A 15736-nucleotide genomic window follows, 5' to 3' on the forward strand; every position below is an offset into this window, starting at 1 on the left:
TTGAAAGAATCGAAATGGTCACATGGGGAGATTTCTTTTTTAACAGTACAGGCTGCGTTTGAAGAAAGGAGTACGACATCGAGAACGAATCAACGACATTGCTAAAAACGAAGAGGCTGGCCGCTCAGTAGTGAGCGTCGGCTGAATGGTAAAAATTTATATCGATAGAGAAACAGGAGCACAAAATGAAAAACCAAATTATCCGTTTTATCAAAGATGAAGAAGGCGCAACAGCGATTGAATACGGGCTGATTGCGGGTCTGATTTCCGTCGCAATTATAGGAATAGTGACGACGGTCGGTACTGATCTAAGTGCCGTGTTTAGTTCAATTTCGACAAAATTAAAAGCCGTTGTTACTCCTGCCACAACAACCCCCCCTGGATGAGCGAGTTAGCTCAAAAATGTGGAATGAAATAACTGTAATTTTTTAACAACTGAGGATGACAGTTCTATTAGTTTTTTTGTGCATCACTATTGTCTGTTATGACCTCTTGTTCCGGCGTGTGCCAAATGGCGTGTTGTTGCTGGCGCTGTTGGCGCACACCGGTTATTTGATTGTAATGGGACATGGCATAGCTGGCATCGATGTATGGCAGTCGCTCATCGGTGGTGTGCTTGCCTTGATAGTGTTTGTTCCCTTGTATGCGTGGCGAGCAATGGGTGCTGGTGATGTCAAATTTTTGGTTGTGCTGGGTGTGTTGTTGGGATTGAAGGGGCTCGTTGTCGCGTGGTTGATTGGCAGTCTTTTAGCAGGCCTGCATGCAGTTGTTTTTTATTGGCCGCAAACATGGATGATGCTTGTACCGCAAGGTTTGCATCGTGTAATGCAGCAAGTGACAGGTAGTGCGATGTATCAGCGGATGTTGAGAGCACGGCAAGGGCGGCAAGGTATTCCGTACGCAGCGTATCTAGCGATTGCAGTTATTTTCGATTTGGTGACGACATGGGGGCGGCAATGAAAAAAGCAATTCAATGCCATACCAAGGAAGAATCGGTTTTTCTATTACTGAACGTAGTTATGTGCAGGATGAAGTCGCAGTCTGTAGTAAGAAGAAATAATGTGCATACACCTAAAAAGCAGCGCGGCGCAGCTGCTATCGAGTTCGCTGCAGTCTTTCCAATTTTTTTCATGATCTTCTACGCAATCATTACCTACGGAATGATTTTTGTAGCGCAGCAATCGATTACTTTGGCGGCGGCGGAAGGCGCACGCGCAGCTTTACGTGTGGGTTCTGCTACTAATCCTGCCGAGATCGATGCCAATCGTGAGGAGAATGCAAGAAGGGCAGCTACTGGCACAGGTAGTGTGGCTTATTGGTTAATGCCCCGTTTGGCATTTGCACCTTCACTTGCCCCATGCGGATATAACAGTCCTGCCAATAGCAGCATTCGTTGTTACAGCGTTACGGTCACTTATCCATATAAGCAATATCCGCTGGTGCCATTGCTGCTTGGTCCGTTGATGAATGTGGTAATTCCGACGCAACTATCAAGTACAGCAATTATTCAGATCGACTGACCACGCATCACTACTTTAGAAGAATGATGACGCCATGAATAAACTGACAAAAATCATCGCTGTGATTCTGGTTTTACTGGCTGTGTGTCTGGCCGCGCTTGCCTGGTGGATGGGACATCAAGCCCCGGTTCCGACTCCTAGCGTGAGTGTCGTCACCCCGGCCAAGGCAGCGTATTCCGTTGTGGTGGCGGCCAAGAATTTGGAGAAAGGCAAAGCGATCGCTGCGGATGGTGTGAAATTGCTTAATTTGCCGATGACTACAAATGGCACGTATGCCGATGCAGCAGAAGTCATAGGCAAGATTCCTGCAGGCGATATCGTAGCTGACAAGATGATCACAGAAGATCAATTGGTGCGAGGCTTGGCATTGAAGCTGGCCGATGGCGAACGTGCGGTGGCAATACCGGTGGATGAAGTAATTGGCGTCGGGAATCGGATCGTGGCTGGTGATTATGTCGATGTATTTTTCACCTTGAAAAAAGGGAATGACATCGATACCAGTCAATCACGCTTGCTGGCATCACGTCAGCGTGTGCTGACATACGGTGCAACGACTCTGGGCGAGGCCTCGTCAAGTTCTAATCCCATTTCGAGTAATCAAAATTCCCAGCCCGCGCAAGCACGTACAGCGGTGCTGGCTACACCTGTCGATCAAGTCAATCAACTTTTACTGGCTGCGCAGAATGGGAAACTGACGCTGGTATTGCGTCACCCCGGCGATGCTGGTGTGGCTAACATCGCGCTTTTTCCTGAACCCAAGAATGTGTTGAAGGAAAAATCAGGTTTGTCATCGGAGGACAAGGTCGCCTTGAAAACAGGCGATAACCAGGCTTATTCCGGCGTAGATCTTTCCAGTTGGGCGAGTGGCAAGGCGAGTGTAGCAAATAAAACTGTATTCAGATCATCAACAAGAGCGTCGAACACAGTGGAAGTCATCAAAGGAACGCAGCGGGAAAATGTTGGTTTTTAAGTGCGACATTCTCTTACCGATTATCTGAAGCGGATGCCTGAAAAATGAAAATACTCAATGCCACAGCGATAGTTGTTGGATTGTTGCTTGCAATGCCGGTAACAGCGGATGAGTCTGCTTTGACTTTGAATGTGCGCGAGCAACGTGCTCTCAAGACCCCAGTCAATCTGGAGCGGATTGCAGTGGAGGATCCCGACGTCGCAGATGTAGTGATATTGCGCGGCTCGAACAAGCGTGAGGGGAGCGTGCTTCTGGTCGGCAAGAAGCCGGGTAATACGGTGGTAACAGCATGGCCGCGCAACGGTGCGATCAAGGTGTGGAACGTTAAGGTGCAAAGTCAATTACAAGGTCAGTTACAAGAAGAGGGTGCCGATTTACAGATTAATAATGACAGCGCCAGCATCCGTGGTGAGGCGCAGTCCTTGCTTTCACATGCCAATACCAATGCATTGGGCGCGCAAGCTGTCGGGCAGGCAAAAGTATTGGATAAATCGACCATCGTAACCAGTGGTGTAGTGCAGATCGATGTGAAGATTGTTGAGTTCAGTCGGAATGTTCTCAAGGAAGCGGGTTTCGATTTTGTATTTAATCAAAATCGCGGTGCAACTTTTAGTTTTGGCTTGAACAATTTTTCTAATGTTCTTTCGTCGCAGACGCAGACGCCGATATCGCAGGCTTTCAATTTGCTTGGTGCTGGTAATGGTAGCGTCAACGCTAGATTGAAATTGATAGAACAAAATGGCTTAGCGCGCGTATTGGCACAACCCTCATTGACTGCTTTGTCTGGACAAAGTGCCAGCTTCCTTGCCGGCGGTGAGTTGCCGGTTCCGCAGTCGGGAGGGCTGGGTACGACGACTATTGTCTACAAACCTTTTGGTATTGGATTGACAGTGACACCAACTGTCTTGGCAGCTAATCGCATCGCATTGAAGGTCGCGCCTGAGGCTAGTGATCTTGACTATACGAATGCGATTGTTGCCAATAATCTGACTATCCCAGCTATTTCCACTCGTCGTACGGAAACCACGCTTGAGTTAGGTGATGGCGAAAGTTTCGTCATTGGTGGACTTGTTTCTCGCAATACAAAATCCAGTGTGAACAAGATACCTTTCCTCGGTGATTTACCTATCATCGGACCATTTTTTCGTAGCATGCAGTACAGCCAGGATGAAAAGGAGTTGGTCATTATTGTGACGCCGCACTTGGTGAAGCCGATAGCAAAAGGTGTGGAGCTGCCCTTGCCTGGTGGCGACAAAGAGAGACGCGATACGCCAGGGAATACATGGGGTAGCTACATCATGGGTGTTGCCGGACGAGATGATCTACCCGGATTTTCTAAATAAATAAAGTGGAGAAAAAACCGTTGGAACAGCTCATGGAAAAAGGTCGGCAACGTGAAATTGCCCCCAATGACAGCAATCGATTCGTCTTTTGTTCGTCTAATGGGGCACATCTGCGTTGGCTCGCTCATGCGCTAAGCGAATGGCATGTAATACAGCAGGAACTGGCTGCGACCGCGCTTCTTACTTCACGTGTGGCGGAGTGTAGGCCTAGATTGATATTGCTCGATTTTTCCGGAAATTGCGGCGACAGCACAGCCAACTGCACTGCAGACATGATTGCGTTGGCGCAGATGATGAAGAGCAAGCTGCCGGATGTGCCGGTGGTTGCTGTCGGCACCATGGATTATCCAGAAGGAGCTGTTGCGGCGCTACGCGCTGGAGTTCATCATTTCATCGACATGACGGCGCCGGTAGTCGAGGCACACGACGTTATCTACAAATTGGTTTCTGCCGTATCCAGCCCCACCGTATCGGTCGAAGGAGCGCTGATTACTTTTGTTGGCGCGCGCGCTGGAGTCGGTACAACGACATTGGCTGTTCATCTGGCCGATATCCTGCAACAAGAAAAATCGGTTCAGCACAAAGATTATCAAATAGGGCTGCTTGATCTTGGTTTGCCTGCTTGCGATGGGCAGCTTTATCTCAACGTAACAGGAAATTTCAATTTCAGCGATACGGTGCGTAATCGGCATCGCCTTGACCGGACTTTGATCCAAACTGCTTTAGCGACGAGTCATAGCGGCATCAAAGTAATTTCTTTGCCGCGTTCATTGACAGAGATCGCAGATATATCCAGTGCAGATGTGCGCTCTTTGTTGTCACAACTGCGCCTTTACTTCGATGTATTGATTATGGATTTGGGTGGTTTTTCCGATATGGCGTTTGTGGAAAGTATGGTCAGTGCTTCGGACCAGACATTGCTGGTGACTGATCAAAGTCCAGGCTCGCTGGTTTCTCTTTCAACCATGTTGAAAGAGTGTGAGAAGCATGGCGGTGATGCCAGTCGCTTGCAGTTAATCGTCAATCGTTATGACATTCGATACGGTATGAGTGCACAACAGATTGCCGAACGTTTTAGTTTACCGCTGGCCGCAGTCATGCCGGAATGTACATTGCGCTTGATGAGTAGTGCCAATCAGGGAAAGTTGTTACATGAAATCGCCAAGCACGATCCATACGTGCGAGCGGTTCATGATTTAGCAGAAAAATTATTGAATCCGCATTCGGAGAAGCAGACCAGCAAGCTATCGAGCTGGGTCCCAAGTTTTCTCAAGCCATAACGATAAACGACGGCAAGGGCCGAGATAAAGGCAGGCGAGATGAACGATCAAATAGTACTTACAAAAGAAGATGAAATCTTTGTGAATACACAAAGATTTCAGGACATCAAAACTGCTGCATACGACAATCTGTTAACGCGTATTGAGGAGTTGGGTGCTGAATTTGGTCGCTGGTCGCGGTCTGCTATACAGCAGTTCGTTAATCTGGATGTTGACGGTTTTGTGCGCTTGCGCCGCATTCCTTTGAATGAAAATGAAGTGCGTCTGATTGCCGATGCATTGACCAAAGAACTGGCCGGGCTGGGGCCGCTGGAAGATTTGCTGGCTGATGGCGATGTGGAAGATATTCTGATCAACGGTTACAACGATGTATTTGTTTCACGTCACGGTGTGTTGCAACGTGAAACTTTGCGCTTTACTGATAACAATCATTTGCTACGCATAGTGCGACGGATACTTGCGCCACTCGGGCGCCGACTGGATGAGTCAAATCCGATGGTCGATGCGCGCTTGCCAGATGGTGGACGTTTGAATGTTGTGATCGAACCGCTTGCGGTCGATGGGCCTATGGTATCGATCCGAAAATTCCGTAAAGACCCTCTTAAGCCTAGCGACCTACAGCAACTGGGAACACTTAATGACGAGTTATTTGCTTTGCTAGAAAGTGCAGTAAAGGCGCGTTGCAATATCTTGATTTCTGGCGGCACTAGTTCCGGAAAAACATCGTTACTCAATGCGTTAGCTTTTTTCCTTCCAGAAAATGAGCGCGTGGTTACTGTTGAAGATACGGCAGAGCTGTCATTGAATCATCCGCATGTCGTGCGCCTTGAATCGCGCGTCGGTAGTTTTGAAGGAACGGGCGTTGTCACGATACGTGATTTGATACGCAATAGCTTACGTATGCGTCCGGATCGCATCATTGTCGGAGAAGTGCGCGGCGCGGAAGTGCTGGAAATGTTGCAAGCGATGAACACTGGTCATGATGGCTCAATGGCGACTATCCATGCGAATACGCCTCGCGAATGTTTGCATCGTATCGAGATGCTGGCTGGCTTTGCTGGTTTTCAGGGAAGTGAGTCTAGTCTGCGCCGCCAGATTGCCGGCGCGCTGGATTTCATCGTTCAGATCGGACGCCTGTCCAATGGCCGCCGACGCATCGTATCAATCACTGAAATTACTGGTGTTGGAGACAACATCATTACAACGCAGGAACTCTATCGTCACGAAAATTTCAGTGGTCCTGACGGTGAGGAAAAAGATCGCTGGGTATCGCTCGGTATTCAACCGCATTCACCGAAGCTGAAAAAAAGACAGGCATCTCCTAATGGCGGTAATCCACAAAAGAGAAACTGATGACAGCGCTCACATTATGGTTGATGGCAGGTGCGATCTTGTTGCTCGCATTTGGTATTCTCCTGTGGCAAAACGCGCAACTTCATCAGCGCCAAGATGCTACGTCGGCATTTGTTGATCAGCAAATTCGTAGCATGGCATCGCAGCAGACTTCGACAGATGATGTTGAGCAAAATGCGGTGCTACAGCCGCGTATCGAGTCGAATATATTACGTCGTTTTTTGCTGCGGGCAGGAATAATACCTACACCAATTTTTTATGCCTTCTTGGTATTACCTGGCATCGTGTTAACGCTGCTGGCGGCAATGTTCGGAGGAATTTTGTCTGTTATTGGCACGGTATTTTTATACGTGACTTTAATATATTTTCGCTTATGGCTGAAGGCCATGCGACGCCATCAAAAAATGGTACGACAGTTGCCAGCTTTTTTGGACACGATGGTTCGGCTAACTATCGTTGGTAATAGTCTGGAATCAGCGTTTCAAGCCACAGTGCTGTCTAGCGAAGCACCTTTGCGAGACCTTCTTGATCGTGCCAACCGTCTGGTGCAGGCAGGGATGGATCTTGAGCATGCATTGATGCAACAAGCACGCTTATTTCATGTGATTGAACTGGAATTGATTGCAGCAGTGATTGGCGTTGCTCTGCGGTTTGGCGGACGGGCAGATATGGTATTGGAACGCATGGCTGCTTTCATGCGTGATCGAGAATACGCACAAAATGAACTTATTGCCCTGTCTGCAGAGACCAGGCTATCTGCGTGGATTTTAGGTTTTCTGCCGATTGGTCTGGGCGTTTTTATGATTATTTTTAATAACAAAATGTTTGTCACCATGCTGGACGATCCGATCGGGAAAAACATGCTGATTGGTGCCGCCGTGCTGGAGATTATCGGCGCTTACTGGTTGTATCGTCTGGCGAAGTCTGTGTGAGGGCAATATGACGCCGCATATCCTGATCGTTTCCTCGATAGTGCTACTGGCTGCCGCTGCACTGGTACTTGGCAGCGGCTTGTTGCGTCAAGCATGGCAATTCATGCGTAGTGAAAAAATATTGAATCGTCGCATCGATACACAAGAATATCAGGAGGAAGAAGAAAGTCAGCCACAAGGACCCTTGTGGCGTCGCTGGCTGGATGGCTTTCTCGCGTATATGGCGCACTGGGTCGATACCCCACTTGGGAAGCAATTGGTTGCCCAAGAGGACAGAGTATTGCTCGATCAATGTGGTGTGAATGACACTCGTGGGAAAACGATATTTTTTGCTATACGTGTGTTGCTTGGCGTTGGTTTGCCTGCCCTTGCATGGAGCATCGCATCTGATCGCTCACCCCTCGTTCTGCTTTGCATGGGATTTGCAGGCTTTGCTATCGGCTACATGGGGCCGAAATGGATGATGCAGATGAGGGCAAAAGAGCGCCGTCGTCAAGCTGCTGAAGAATTGCCATTGCTGATAGATCTCTTGCGTCTGCTGCAAGGTGTTGGCTTATCGATTGATCAAAGCTTAAATGTTGTGGAGAACGAATTTTCTCGTTCTTTGCCGATCTTGAGTAAGGAATTGCAGATAGCGGCGCAACAGTATTTAAATGGGCGTACGCGCGAGCAATCGCTGCGACGGTTTTCTACTGTCTTCGATAATGAGGATATGGGCGCTATTGCGCGTCTGATTGTGCAAGTCGATCGCTATGGCGGTGCAGTGCAACAGCCATTGCAACAGTTTAGTGACCGTGTGCGCGAACAGCGCAAGTTGGACATGAAAGAAAAGGTCGGAAAACTCACTGTCAAGATGACGGGCATTATGGTCTTGGCTCTATTGCCTGCTTTATTAATTATCACGGGCGGAGCCGGTTTTCTGGCTATTATCCGCGCGCTTTCCAAGCTGGGAGGCTGATCATGCAAGGGTATACCAAGATCAATGTCATAGCGGTGTTATCAGCACTGCTACTCTGCGGCGGTTGTGCCAACTTTAATTCTTCGGCCAGTGATTATGCTGCACGGAATGAGGCAGCAACGCAGCGTCAGCAGTCCGATCAGGATAAACCGGCTTTGGATAACAAGCAGGTGTACTTGGAAATGATCAAGAAGATGCAGGATCGTTCCCTGTATTTTGCTTCGATGGCACATATCGATGCGTATCAAAAAAGTTATGGATCATCGCCGGAAATACAACGCTTGTATGCAGATGCCTTGCGCGCGACCGGACAAGATGATGCGGCAGAAAAACAGTACCAACAATTACGCACAACAACGGAGGCTGCTGCGGCCTGGCACGGCCTAGGTTTGCTGGCTGCACAAAGAGGTGACTCCGTCAATGCGATTGCCCATCTACGCGAATCCAATCGACGGGATCCAACCAATGCAATGGTGTTGAGTGATTTAAGCTATGCCTTGCTGTATGACGGCGATCGTGCTGCTGCACGTTTACCTTTGATGCAGGCAGTCGAATTGGCGCCGGACAATCGCAAAGTTATCAGTAATCTGGCCCTGTTCTTTTTACTCTCTAATGAGACTGCGAAGGCAGAAGCCTTGATGAAGGATGCATATATTCCGGCCGATGTTAGAACCGAGATCCGCAAACGCAAAGATGCTATCGCGGCGCGCGGCACGCAGCCAGCGGCGAAGGTTGTTAGCGAGGCCGATATCCAGAACCGTACTTTGCCGGCCATTGCAAGTGGTAATGGCATGCAACTGCAATTGCAGTTGCAACTATTGCAACCGAATGTAGTGCCGCGCAGCCGTAGTGAGTAAACACGGTCAAGGCGTACTTTTTATCGGGATATCAGGGGGATTTATGTCGCAACTTATTTCATCCAAACGTTATACAACAACACTGCGGGCATTTTTAGTGTCGATCTACGGATGTGCTGCATTGTTATTAGGCACTATGTCGATTTGCAATGCACAAGCAGTTGATACTGAATCCAATACGTCGTTTGTGAAGAGCAAACCAAAGACACGTCAGATCGGCGAGGTCACTTCGGATTTGTTAGCCATGCAGGTTAATGGTAGTGCAGCTGGTCCTGCATTGCCCATGCTGGGGGCAACAAGCACATTGAGTTGGGAGCGTTACAAAGATAGTTTCAAGTACAAAATTCCTGAGAATTTTGATCGTGCTATCAGAAAGAACGATGGGCAATAATAATTCTTCTAACAATTGAAAATGAAAATCATGTCCGGCTCATGTATCGCCGCTTCACATGCATTGCATTGCATATGGGCGAGCTCGCGCCAGCGTGGTTCGATTGTCGTGATGGCCGCAATCGGTATTTCGACGATGGTGATCTTGTTGGCATCGATCGATATCGGCTATCTATTTTTTCAGAAACGTGAGTTGCAAAAGATTGCAGATTTGTCCGCGCTTGCAGGTGCGCAGCAATTGGGGCGATCCACGGTATCGGCTGGTAACGCATGTCCTTCATCGGTGATTACTACTGCCGAGGCTAATGCAAAAGTGGCGCAGAATTTTTCAGGGGCGATTACTGTATCTTGTGGAAATTGGGATCCTGTAGCTGAGACAACGGCGCCGCATTATCGAGCCATTGCCACTGGCATCATGCCGAATGCAGTCAGTGTGCATGTCAGTCAGTCATTCCGCAGTTTTTTTGGCGCCTGGGCGAGTAGAGCTGTGAGCGCGGTTGCGATTGCTACTGCGGATGCACAGATTGCAGTGTTTTCAGTTGGCTCTAGATTGTTGAGAATTAACGATGCTGGTGTTGTTCCGGGGCTTTTAACAAAACTGGGTGTGGGAATGAATGGCGTTGATATTGCGTCCTACAATGGTTTGGCAAATGTATCGATAAAAACTAGTGGTTTGTTGAGGGCTTTGGGCGTCCAGCTACCTGTTAATGCTGACGTAGGGACTATTAAGCAAAGCGTCTTGGATTTGAATACAGGAGGCTGTAGTAACGGCGCATGTACTTTGGAAACATTGCTTGGAGCAATGACAACTTTGGTGGGACAACAAGATTTTATTAACCTTCTAGGAATTAGTGCCGCGCAGCTTAAATTGCCGGTTCAGATTTTTTCTAATGCCAATGGACGTGGCGGCATATTGGCATTGGTTGATGCTGCAAATGGGAATTCTGCCTTAAGTACGAACATTAATGCTTTGGATTTGATAACAACTGCGATTGGCGTAGCCAATGGCCACAATGGGATTAAGTTAGAACTGGGCGCGAACCTCCCCGCAGGGATACTTCAGTCAGAAACAAAAATCGGCATCGTAGAGCCGCCATCGATTGGTATAGGGGGGAAGGATACGATGGCCTATACCTCGCAAGTTCGGGTATTTACTCATCTGCAGAGCAATTTGTTGAAGGCCAATTTGTTACGTGCTGATTTACCGATCGCTATTGAAATAGTAAACGGATCGGCAAAGATAGATGAACTATGTCAAGAAAAAATGAATGGAAAAGATACTGCGAAAATTTCGGTGCAAGCTCCTATCTTTCAACTTTGCATTGGAAGTTTGACTGCGGACAGTGCTTTTTCTAATACGGCTCCGGCATGCGACGCTAGCTTGCCGAGCCATCCGTTCCTTACTCTTCTCGGCACGACTTTGCCGCTCTCTAGTCTTGCAGTCCCTGGACTACAGAATATAGGTTCACATACCTTTGTGAAAGGAGAGACATATACCTTTGGTAACAACAACTTACCATTGGGCACGACGACTAAAAATTTGGTGGATAACTTGCTGGACTCTTTACTTGCTAGATTGCTTGGTGCTACTTATTCCCAAGGGCAAAGCACTCCCACAAAAGAGCAGCTTGCAGGGGGACTTTTGGGGGCAGTAACGGGTAATGTATTAGGTACGGCAGTAACTCAGGTCGAGCAGGCTTTGAGCGCTCTCCAAAAATTTACTAATGATGTAAAAGCGAATACAGATCTATTTACTGCACTCGGGACTGCATTGGAAAGTGTGCTAAACACTGTTGGAAATTTGGTCGGAGGCTTACTCAATGGTGTTGGTAACTTGATAGGGCAGGTGGTATGTGGGGTGCTGAATCCATTTTCACCGTCAAATGCCAACCAATGCACGTTGGCTAAACAGTTTGAAGGAAATCAAGGCAGCAGTTCAGTAAGTAAGGTGCTGTTAACTATTTTGGGCTTGATCACTCAATTGCTGGAACCGCTATTGAATGATCTTGGAAAAGCCTTGGCAGCACAGCTTAATGATTTACTTGGCATCGGTCTTGGGCAAGTCGATGTCACCTTAATCGACCTGAAATGCGGTGGCGGCGATAGTGTCAGATTGGTTTACTAAATGTCTTATAACGACTCTCGATACCTGCTCATGAAAAATAAAACATCCTTAGCAAAATGGTTTGGCTATCTCGGCTTCGATCATTTGATTGCGCCGTTCTTGATCAAGGTGATTTATTGGGGTGGAGTGGTCCTTATTTTGAGCGCTGGCATAGGCGGCTTCTTCGCGACCTTTGAAATGCCTGATAAGGGTATCTCTGGCGTACTACTCGCGATAGGTGCGACAGTGCTGTCGTTATTGATCTGGCGCTTGCTGTGCGAGATGTTGATTCTTGCGTTCAATATTTACGCAAGACTGGTGGAGATTCGTAACCTGTTATCACACCGACAGGCGAGGGTGGATGCGTATCAAAAAATACCAAGCGTGCGTGTTTTGAAAAACGACTGACGGAAGCTTTGCACAAACAGAATGCTAAAAAACAAATCGCCTCAAGAAAATATCGACATTTATGTGTGGGAAGGTAAATCCGATATTTTTGATCGCATCGTTCGCTGCCTGATTAGTTCCGAGGTAGATGTCATTCGGGCGGACAGCATGGATCTGGTACAGGATCAGGCGAAGGTGTCGCCATCCATTGCGATTATCTCTGTCACGATGATTGATGGTGGGCGCTTCAATGCGGATGATTGGCAAAAGGCGCATGGCATGCCGGTGATCTGGGTCGCGGAAGCGCCGCGTGCTTATGATTCGCGCGTTTATCCGCCAGAGTATTCACACATTTTGATGCTGGATTTTACGTGCGCAGAATTGCGTCGCCTGGTATTTGGTTTGGCAGGCGAAATGCATAGCAATACGAAGGCGGCGCAGGAGCGTGATCCGCTGATTGCAGAATCCGAAGTCATGCGTACTTTGTTGAAAGAAACGACGGCCTTTGCCGATTGCGATTCCAATGTATTGATCGCGGGTGAAACCGGTGTGGGTAAGGAGCGTATCGCGCGACTACTACACGAGAATCATAGCCGCTACGGAAATGGTCCCTTTGTTGCCGTCAATTGCGGTGCGATTCCGGATGGTTTGTTTGAGTCGCATTTTTTCGGCCATGCGAAGGGCGCATTTACTGGTGCGATGCTGGCGCATAAAGGCTATTTTGAACAGGCAGACAACGGTACGCTTTTTCTGGATGAGATCGGCGATCTTCCTTTGTATCAGCAAGTCAAATTGTTGCGTGTGCTGGAGCAAAGCAAGGTAACGCGATTGGGCTCGACGACGGAGATTGATATTGAATTTCGATTAGTGGCGGCAACCAATCGAAATTTGCGCGAGTTGGTCAGGCAAGAAATGTTCCGCTCGGATTTGTATTACCGCATGGCCGTGATTGAATTGCGTGTGCCTAGTTTGGAAGAGCGCGGTGAGATCGACAAGATCGCTATTTTCCGCGGCATCGTGATGCAGATATTTAAAAATGGTGCGCGTGACTCTTCACCGTTGCCAGAGATTCCGGATTGGTTGTTGCGCATGGTTGCCAACACGCGTTTCCGCGGCAATGTCAGAGAGCTGCGCAATATTGCAGAGCGCATCACGATTATTCATCGTCAGCTTGGCGATTGGGATAGAGCGGCGATTGATCGCGTGTTTTTGGCCTTGCAGGAATTGAAGGTGGAATGCGATAACGAAGATCAGGCTGGTACGCGGAAAAAATGGGATGCAGCTGATCGCAATCGTATTATTGAGGCGCTGGATGCGCATAACTGGCGCAGACAAGATACGGCGAATCATTTGAAAATGAGTCGCAAGGTGTTGTGGGAAAAAATGCGCAAGTTCCAGATCATCGATGGTGATCCGGAACCCGGCGAGGTAGAGCCTTGAAAAAAAGCCATGTCGACGAACCGACATGGCTTTTTTGATGTGACTTCGACTTAGCGCGGTATTTGCGCGAAGCGCCCACTGTTGAAGTCGTCTATGGCTTGGATGATTTCATCCTGACTATTCATCACAAACGGACCGTGACCCACGATAGGTTCATCGATAGGTTCGCCGCTGATCAGTAACACGACGGCATCGCTGTTGGCTTCGATGGAAATGCTGCTGCCAGCGCGATCCAGCAAAACCATTTGTGCTTCACGTGCGACCGCATCACCATTGACCAGAACGGTACCGCGTAACACGATCAATGCCGAGTTCCAGCCTTCAGGCAGCTTCAATTCACTGACGCTGCCTTGATTCAGACGCATATCCCACACCTGCATAGGCGTAAAGGTGCGCGCCGGTCCAGCACTACCTTGATAGTCACCTGCAATGACGCGTATCGAGCCGGCGTCATTTGGCAAAGCGACAGTTGGAATGTCGCGATCGACGATGGCTTGATAACCAGGCGCCGTCATCTTGTCCTTGGCTGGTAGGTTGACCCACAGTTGCACCATTTCCAGCGTACCGCCGGAACGCGTGAAGGCTTCGGAATGGAATTCCTCATGCAGGATGCCGCCGCCAGCCGTCATCCATTGCACGTCGCCGGGACCAATCACGCCGCCTTGGCCAGTGGAATCACGATGCTCAACTTCACCTTTGTAAACAATGGTGACGGTTTCGAAGCCGCGATGCGGATGCGAGCCAACGCCAGGAGGACGCGATGCAGGGCTGAACTCAGCGGGGCCGGCGTAATCCAGCAGCAAGAACGGGCTCAGTTGTTTGCCGTGGCTCTGATAGGAAAACATCGAGCGTACGGGAAAACCATCACCCACCCAATGTGGGCGAGGAGCGCTATAGACACCAATAATCTTTTTCATGCTTGTTTCCTTTCGGGAATAACAATGTATGTAACAGGATTAAGGATAGAGCAGGGACGATGGGCTGGGTAGAGGGTAAAATCGGCCATGAGTGTTCTATTTAGTGAACGATGAAACTGGGTAATGAGGCTGTGATGCAGGATTTGAATGATCTTTATTACTTTGTCCAGGTTGTGGATCACGGCGGCTTTGCGCCGGCGGGACGCGCATTGGGTGTCCCTAAATCCAAGCTCAGCCGTCGGATTGCCTTATTAGAAGAGCGACTTGGCGTGCGGCTGATCCAGCGTACGACGCGCCAGTTTTCGGTGACGGAGGTTGGTCAGACTTATTACGAGCATTGCAAGGCGATGCTGATAGAAGCTGAGGCTGCGCAAGATGCGATTGAAGCGACACGCGCCGAACCGCGTGGCGTTGTGCGATTGTCTTGTCCGATTGCCTTGTTGCACGCACATGTAAGCGCGATGCTGGCTGACTTCATGGTGCGTCATCCCCATGTGACGGTGCAGTTGGAGGCGACGAATAGGCGTGTTGATTTGGTTGGCGAGGCGATTGATATTGCGATTCGTGTCCGGCCGCCGCCCATTCAAGACAGTGATTTGGTCATGCGTGTGCTGGCAGAGCGCAGCCAGTGTCTGGTTGCCAGTCCATCGCTCTTTGATGGGCGTGTGATTCCAGCGGTGCCTGCTGATTTGGCGGATTGGCCGAGTTTGGCCTTGGGCACGCCGCAGCAAAGTCATGTCTGGAATTTGTTCGGGCCTGATGGTGCCCATGCTTCCTTGCATCACAGTCCGCGCTTTGTGACCGGCGACATGATGGCTTTGAGCGATGCTGCTATGTCTGGCGTTGGCATCGTGCAATTGCCAACGATGATGATTAGTGAGCAGCTGACCTTGGGCAAGTTAATCCGTTTGTTGCCGGAGTGGGCGCCGCGACGGGAAATTGTTCATGCAGTGTTCCCTTCACGACGCGGTGTGTTGCCATCGGTTCGGGCCTTGATAGATCATCTCGCAGAGCATTTTCAAGTATTAAACGAGGACTGATGTGGTTGCCGGATCAATCTGCGTGCAGAAATGGGTTGGTGTTTGATGGGCTGGGCTGAAAGTGTTGTCAGTCAGGTACTGCATAGTATGGAGTTGTACATTCTTATATTTGTGCGATGCGGTTGCTAATTGCATGTAAAAGAGTAGCAAATCGGCGTATCCAGCATTGTGATAAATTTTTCCTTTGTGTTTTATTTAACTTAAAACTAGTCCTGGAACTTCAGAAATTCGTTAAATGAGGGATT

Annotated in this window: 16 protein-coding genes; 15 read left to right on the plus strand and 1 reads right to left on the minus strand. The window is 48.9% G+C overall.

Features of this window, described 5'->3' with window-relative positions; translation table 11 throughout:
- Positions 1-185: 185 nt before the first annotated feature.
- The 14 genes from BQ6873_RS13515 to BQ6873_RS13580 all read left to right on the plus strand — a co-directional run bounded on the left by BQ6873_RS13515 (position 186) and on the right by BQ6873_RS13580 (position 13534).
- Positions 186-386 (plus strand): Flp family type IVb pilin, encoded by a 201-nt coding sequence (locus BQ6873_RS13515; RefSeq protein ID WP_076593099.1) that lies wholly within the window; start codon positions 186-188, stop codon positions 384-386.
- A 55-nt stretch (positions 387-441) separates the two neighbouring features.
- Positions 442-960: a prepilin peptidase gene (locus BQ6873_RS13520; RefSeq protein ID WP_076593100.1), complete on the plus strand. Its 519-nt coding sequence runs from the start codon at positions 442-444 to the stop codon at positions 958-960.
- A 68-nt stretch (positions 961-1028) separates the two neighbouring features.
- On the plus strand, positions 1029-1520 hold the full coding sequence (locus BQ6873_RS13525; protein ID WP_076594138.1) for a TadE family protein: 492 nt from the start codon (positions 1029-1031) through the stop codon (positions 1518-1520).
- Positions 1521-1554: 34 nt separating this feature from the next.
- Complete coding sequence (gene cpaB / locus BQ6873_RS13530) at positions 1555-2490, plus strand: Flp pilus assembly protein CpaB (RefSeq protein WP_076593101.1); 936 nt, start codon at positions 1555-1557, stop codon at positions 2488-2490.
- A 44-nt stretch (positions 2491-2534) separates the two neighbouring features.
- Positions 2535-3833, plus strand: a complete 1299-nt coding sequence (locus BQ6873_RS13535; RefSeq protein WP_076593102.1) for a type II and III secretion system protein family protein — start codon at positions 2535-2537, stop codon at positions 3831-3833.
- Positions 3834-3865: 32 nt separating this feature from the next.
- Complete coding sequence (locus BQ6873_RS13540) at positions 3866-5113, plus strand: AAA family ATPase (RefSeq protein WP_076593103.1); 1248 nt, start codon at positions 3866-3868, stop codon at positions 5111-5113.
- A gap of 39 nt (positions 5114-5152) precedes the next feature.
- A complete protein-coding gene (locus tag BQ6873_RS13545; RefSeq protein ID WP_076593104.1) occupies positions 5153-6466 on the plus strand; it encodes a CpaF family protein in 1314 nt (437 codons plus the stop codon).
- Positions 6466-7398, plus strand: coding sequence for a type II secretion system F family protein (locus BQ6873_RS13550; RefSeq protein WP_076593105.1), 933 nt, complete (start codon positions 6466-6468; stop codon positions 7396-7398). The genes BQ6873_RS13545 and BQ6873_RS13550 overlap by 1 nt, the downstream gene beginning before the upstream one ends.
- A 103-nt stretch (positions 7399-7501) precedes the next feature.
- Complete coding sequence (locus BQ6873_RS13555) at positions 7502-8356, plus strand: type II secretion system F family protein (RefSeq protein ID WP_231949347.1); 855 nt, start codon at positions 7502-7504, stop codon at positions 8354-8356.
- A 2-nt stretch (positions 8357-8358) separates the two neighbouring features.
- Entirely contained in the window at positions 8359-9213 is an 855-nt protein-coding gene (locus BQ6873_RS13560) for a tetratricopeptide repeat protein (RefSeq protein ID WP_076593107.1), read from the plus strand.
- Complete coding sequence (locus BQ6873_RS18280) at positions 9206-9604, plus strand: DUF3613 domain-containing protein (protein ID WP_231949348.1); 399 nt, start codon at positions 9206-9208, stop codon at positions 9602-9604. Before BQ6873_RS13560 ends, BQ6873_RS18280 begins: the two co-directional genes overlap by 8 nt.
- Before the next feature lie 21 nt (positions 9605-9625).
- Complete coding sequence (locus BQ6873_RS13570; RefSeq protein WP_083664470.1) at positions 9626-11728, plus strand: pilus assembly protein TadG-related protein; 2103 nt, start codon at positions 9626-9628, stop codon at positions 11726-11728.
- Between the two features lie 30 nt (positions 11729-11758).
- Positions 11759-12115, plus strand: coding sequence for a DUF4282 domain-containing protein (locus tag BQ6873_RS13575; RefSeq protein ID WP_157889170.1), 357 nt, complete (start codon positions 11759-11761; stop codon positions 12113-12115).
- A 21-nt stretch (positions 12116-12136) separates the two neighbouring features.
- Complete coding sequence (locus BQ6873_RS13580) at positions 12137-13534, plus strand: sigma 54-interacting transcriptional regulator (RefSeq protein ID WP_076593111.1); 1398 nt, start codon at positions 12137-12139, stop codon at positions 13532-13534.
- A gap of 50 nt (positions 13535-13584) precedes the next feature.
- On the opposite strand, the gene BQ6873_RS13585 is transcribed toward BQ6873_RS13580, so the two are convergent.
- Positions 13585-14451, minus strand: coding sequence for a pirin family protein (locus BQ6873_RS13585; RefSeq protein WP_076593112.1), 867 nt, complete (start codon positions 14449-14451; stop codon positions 13585-13587).
- A gap of 134 nt (positions 14452-14585) precedes the next feature.
- Between BQ6873_RS13585 and BQ6873_RS13590 the strand changes: the two genes are divergently transcribed.
- A complete protein-coding gene (locus BQ6873_RS13590) occupies positions 14586-15491 on the plus strand; it encodes a LysR family transcriptional regulator (protein WP_076594139.1) in 906 nt (301 codons plus the stop codon).
- Positions 15492-15736: the final 245 nt, after the last annotated feature.

Origin of the sequence: Herminiimonas arsenitoxidans, assembly GCF_900130075.1 — a bacterium.
Lineage (GTDB): Bacteria > Pseudomonadota > Gammaproteobacteria > Burkholderiales > Burkholderiaceae_D > Oxalicibacterium > Oxalicibacterium arsenitoxidans.

Bases quoted from the DNA above. Each gene is read 5' to 3' on its own strand.
- BQ6873_RS13540 (WP_076593103.1), top strand. From the start codon at position 3,866: ATGGAAAAAGGTCGGCAACGTGAAATTGCCCCCAATGACAGCAATCGA.
- cpaB (WP_076593101.1), top strand. From the start codon at position 1,555: ATGAATAAACTGACAAAAATCATCGCTGTGATTCTGGTTTTACTGGCT.
- BQ6873_RS13585 (WP_076593112.1), bottom strand. From the start codon at position 14,451: ATGAAAAAGATTATTGGTGTCTATAGCGCTCCTCGCCCACATTGGGTG.
- BQ6873_RS13520 (WP_076593100.1), top strand. From the start codon at position 442: ATGACAGTTCTATTAGTTTTTTTGTGCATCACTATTGTCTGTTATGAC.
- BQ6873_RS13560 (WP_076593107.1), top strand. From the start codon at position 8,359: ATGCAAGGGTATACCAAGATCAATGTCATAGCGGTGTTATCAGCACTG.
- BQ6873_RS13535 (WP_076593102.1), top strand. From the start codon at position 2,535: ATGAAAATACTCAATGCCACAGCGATAGTTGTTGGATTGTTGCTTGCA.
- BQ6873_RS13555 (WP_231949347.1), top strand. From the start codon at position 7,502: ATGCGTAGTGAAAAAATATTGAATCGTCGCATCGATACACAAGAATAT.
- BQ6873_RS13550 (WP_076593105.1), top strand. From the start codon at position 6,466: ATGACAGCGCTCACATTATGGTTGATGGCAGGTGCGATCTTGTTGCTC.
- BQ6873_RS13525 (WP_076594138.1), top strand. From the start codon at position 1,029: ATGAAGTCGCAGTCTGTAGTAAGAAGAAATAATGTGCATACACCTAAA.
- BQ6873_RS13590 (WP_076594139.1), top strand. From the start codon at position 14,586: ATGCAGGATTTGAATGATCTTTATTACTTTGTCCAGGTTGTGGATCAC.
- BQ6873_RS13580 (WP_076593111.1), top strand. From the start codon at position 12,137: ATGCTAAAAAACAAATCGCCTCAAGAAAATATCGACATTTATGTGTGG.
- BQ6873_RS13515 (WP_076593099.1), top strand. From the start codon at position 186: ATGAAAAACCAAATTATCCGTTTTATCAAAGATGAAGAAGGCGCAACA.
- BQ6873_RS13545 (WP_076593104.1), top strand. From the start codon at position 5,153: ATGAACGATCAAATAGTACTTACAAAAGAAGATGAAATCTTTGTGAAT.
- BQ6873_RS13570 (WP_083664470.1), top strand. From the start codon at position 9,626: ATGAAAATCATGTCCGGCTCATGTATCGCCGCTTCACATGCATTGCAT.
- BQ6873_RS13575 (WP_157889170.1), top strand. From the start codon at position 11,759: ATGAAAAATAAAACATCCTTAGCAAAATGGTTTGGCTATCTCGGCTTC.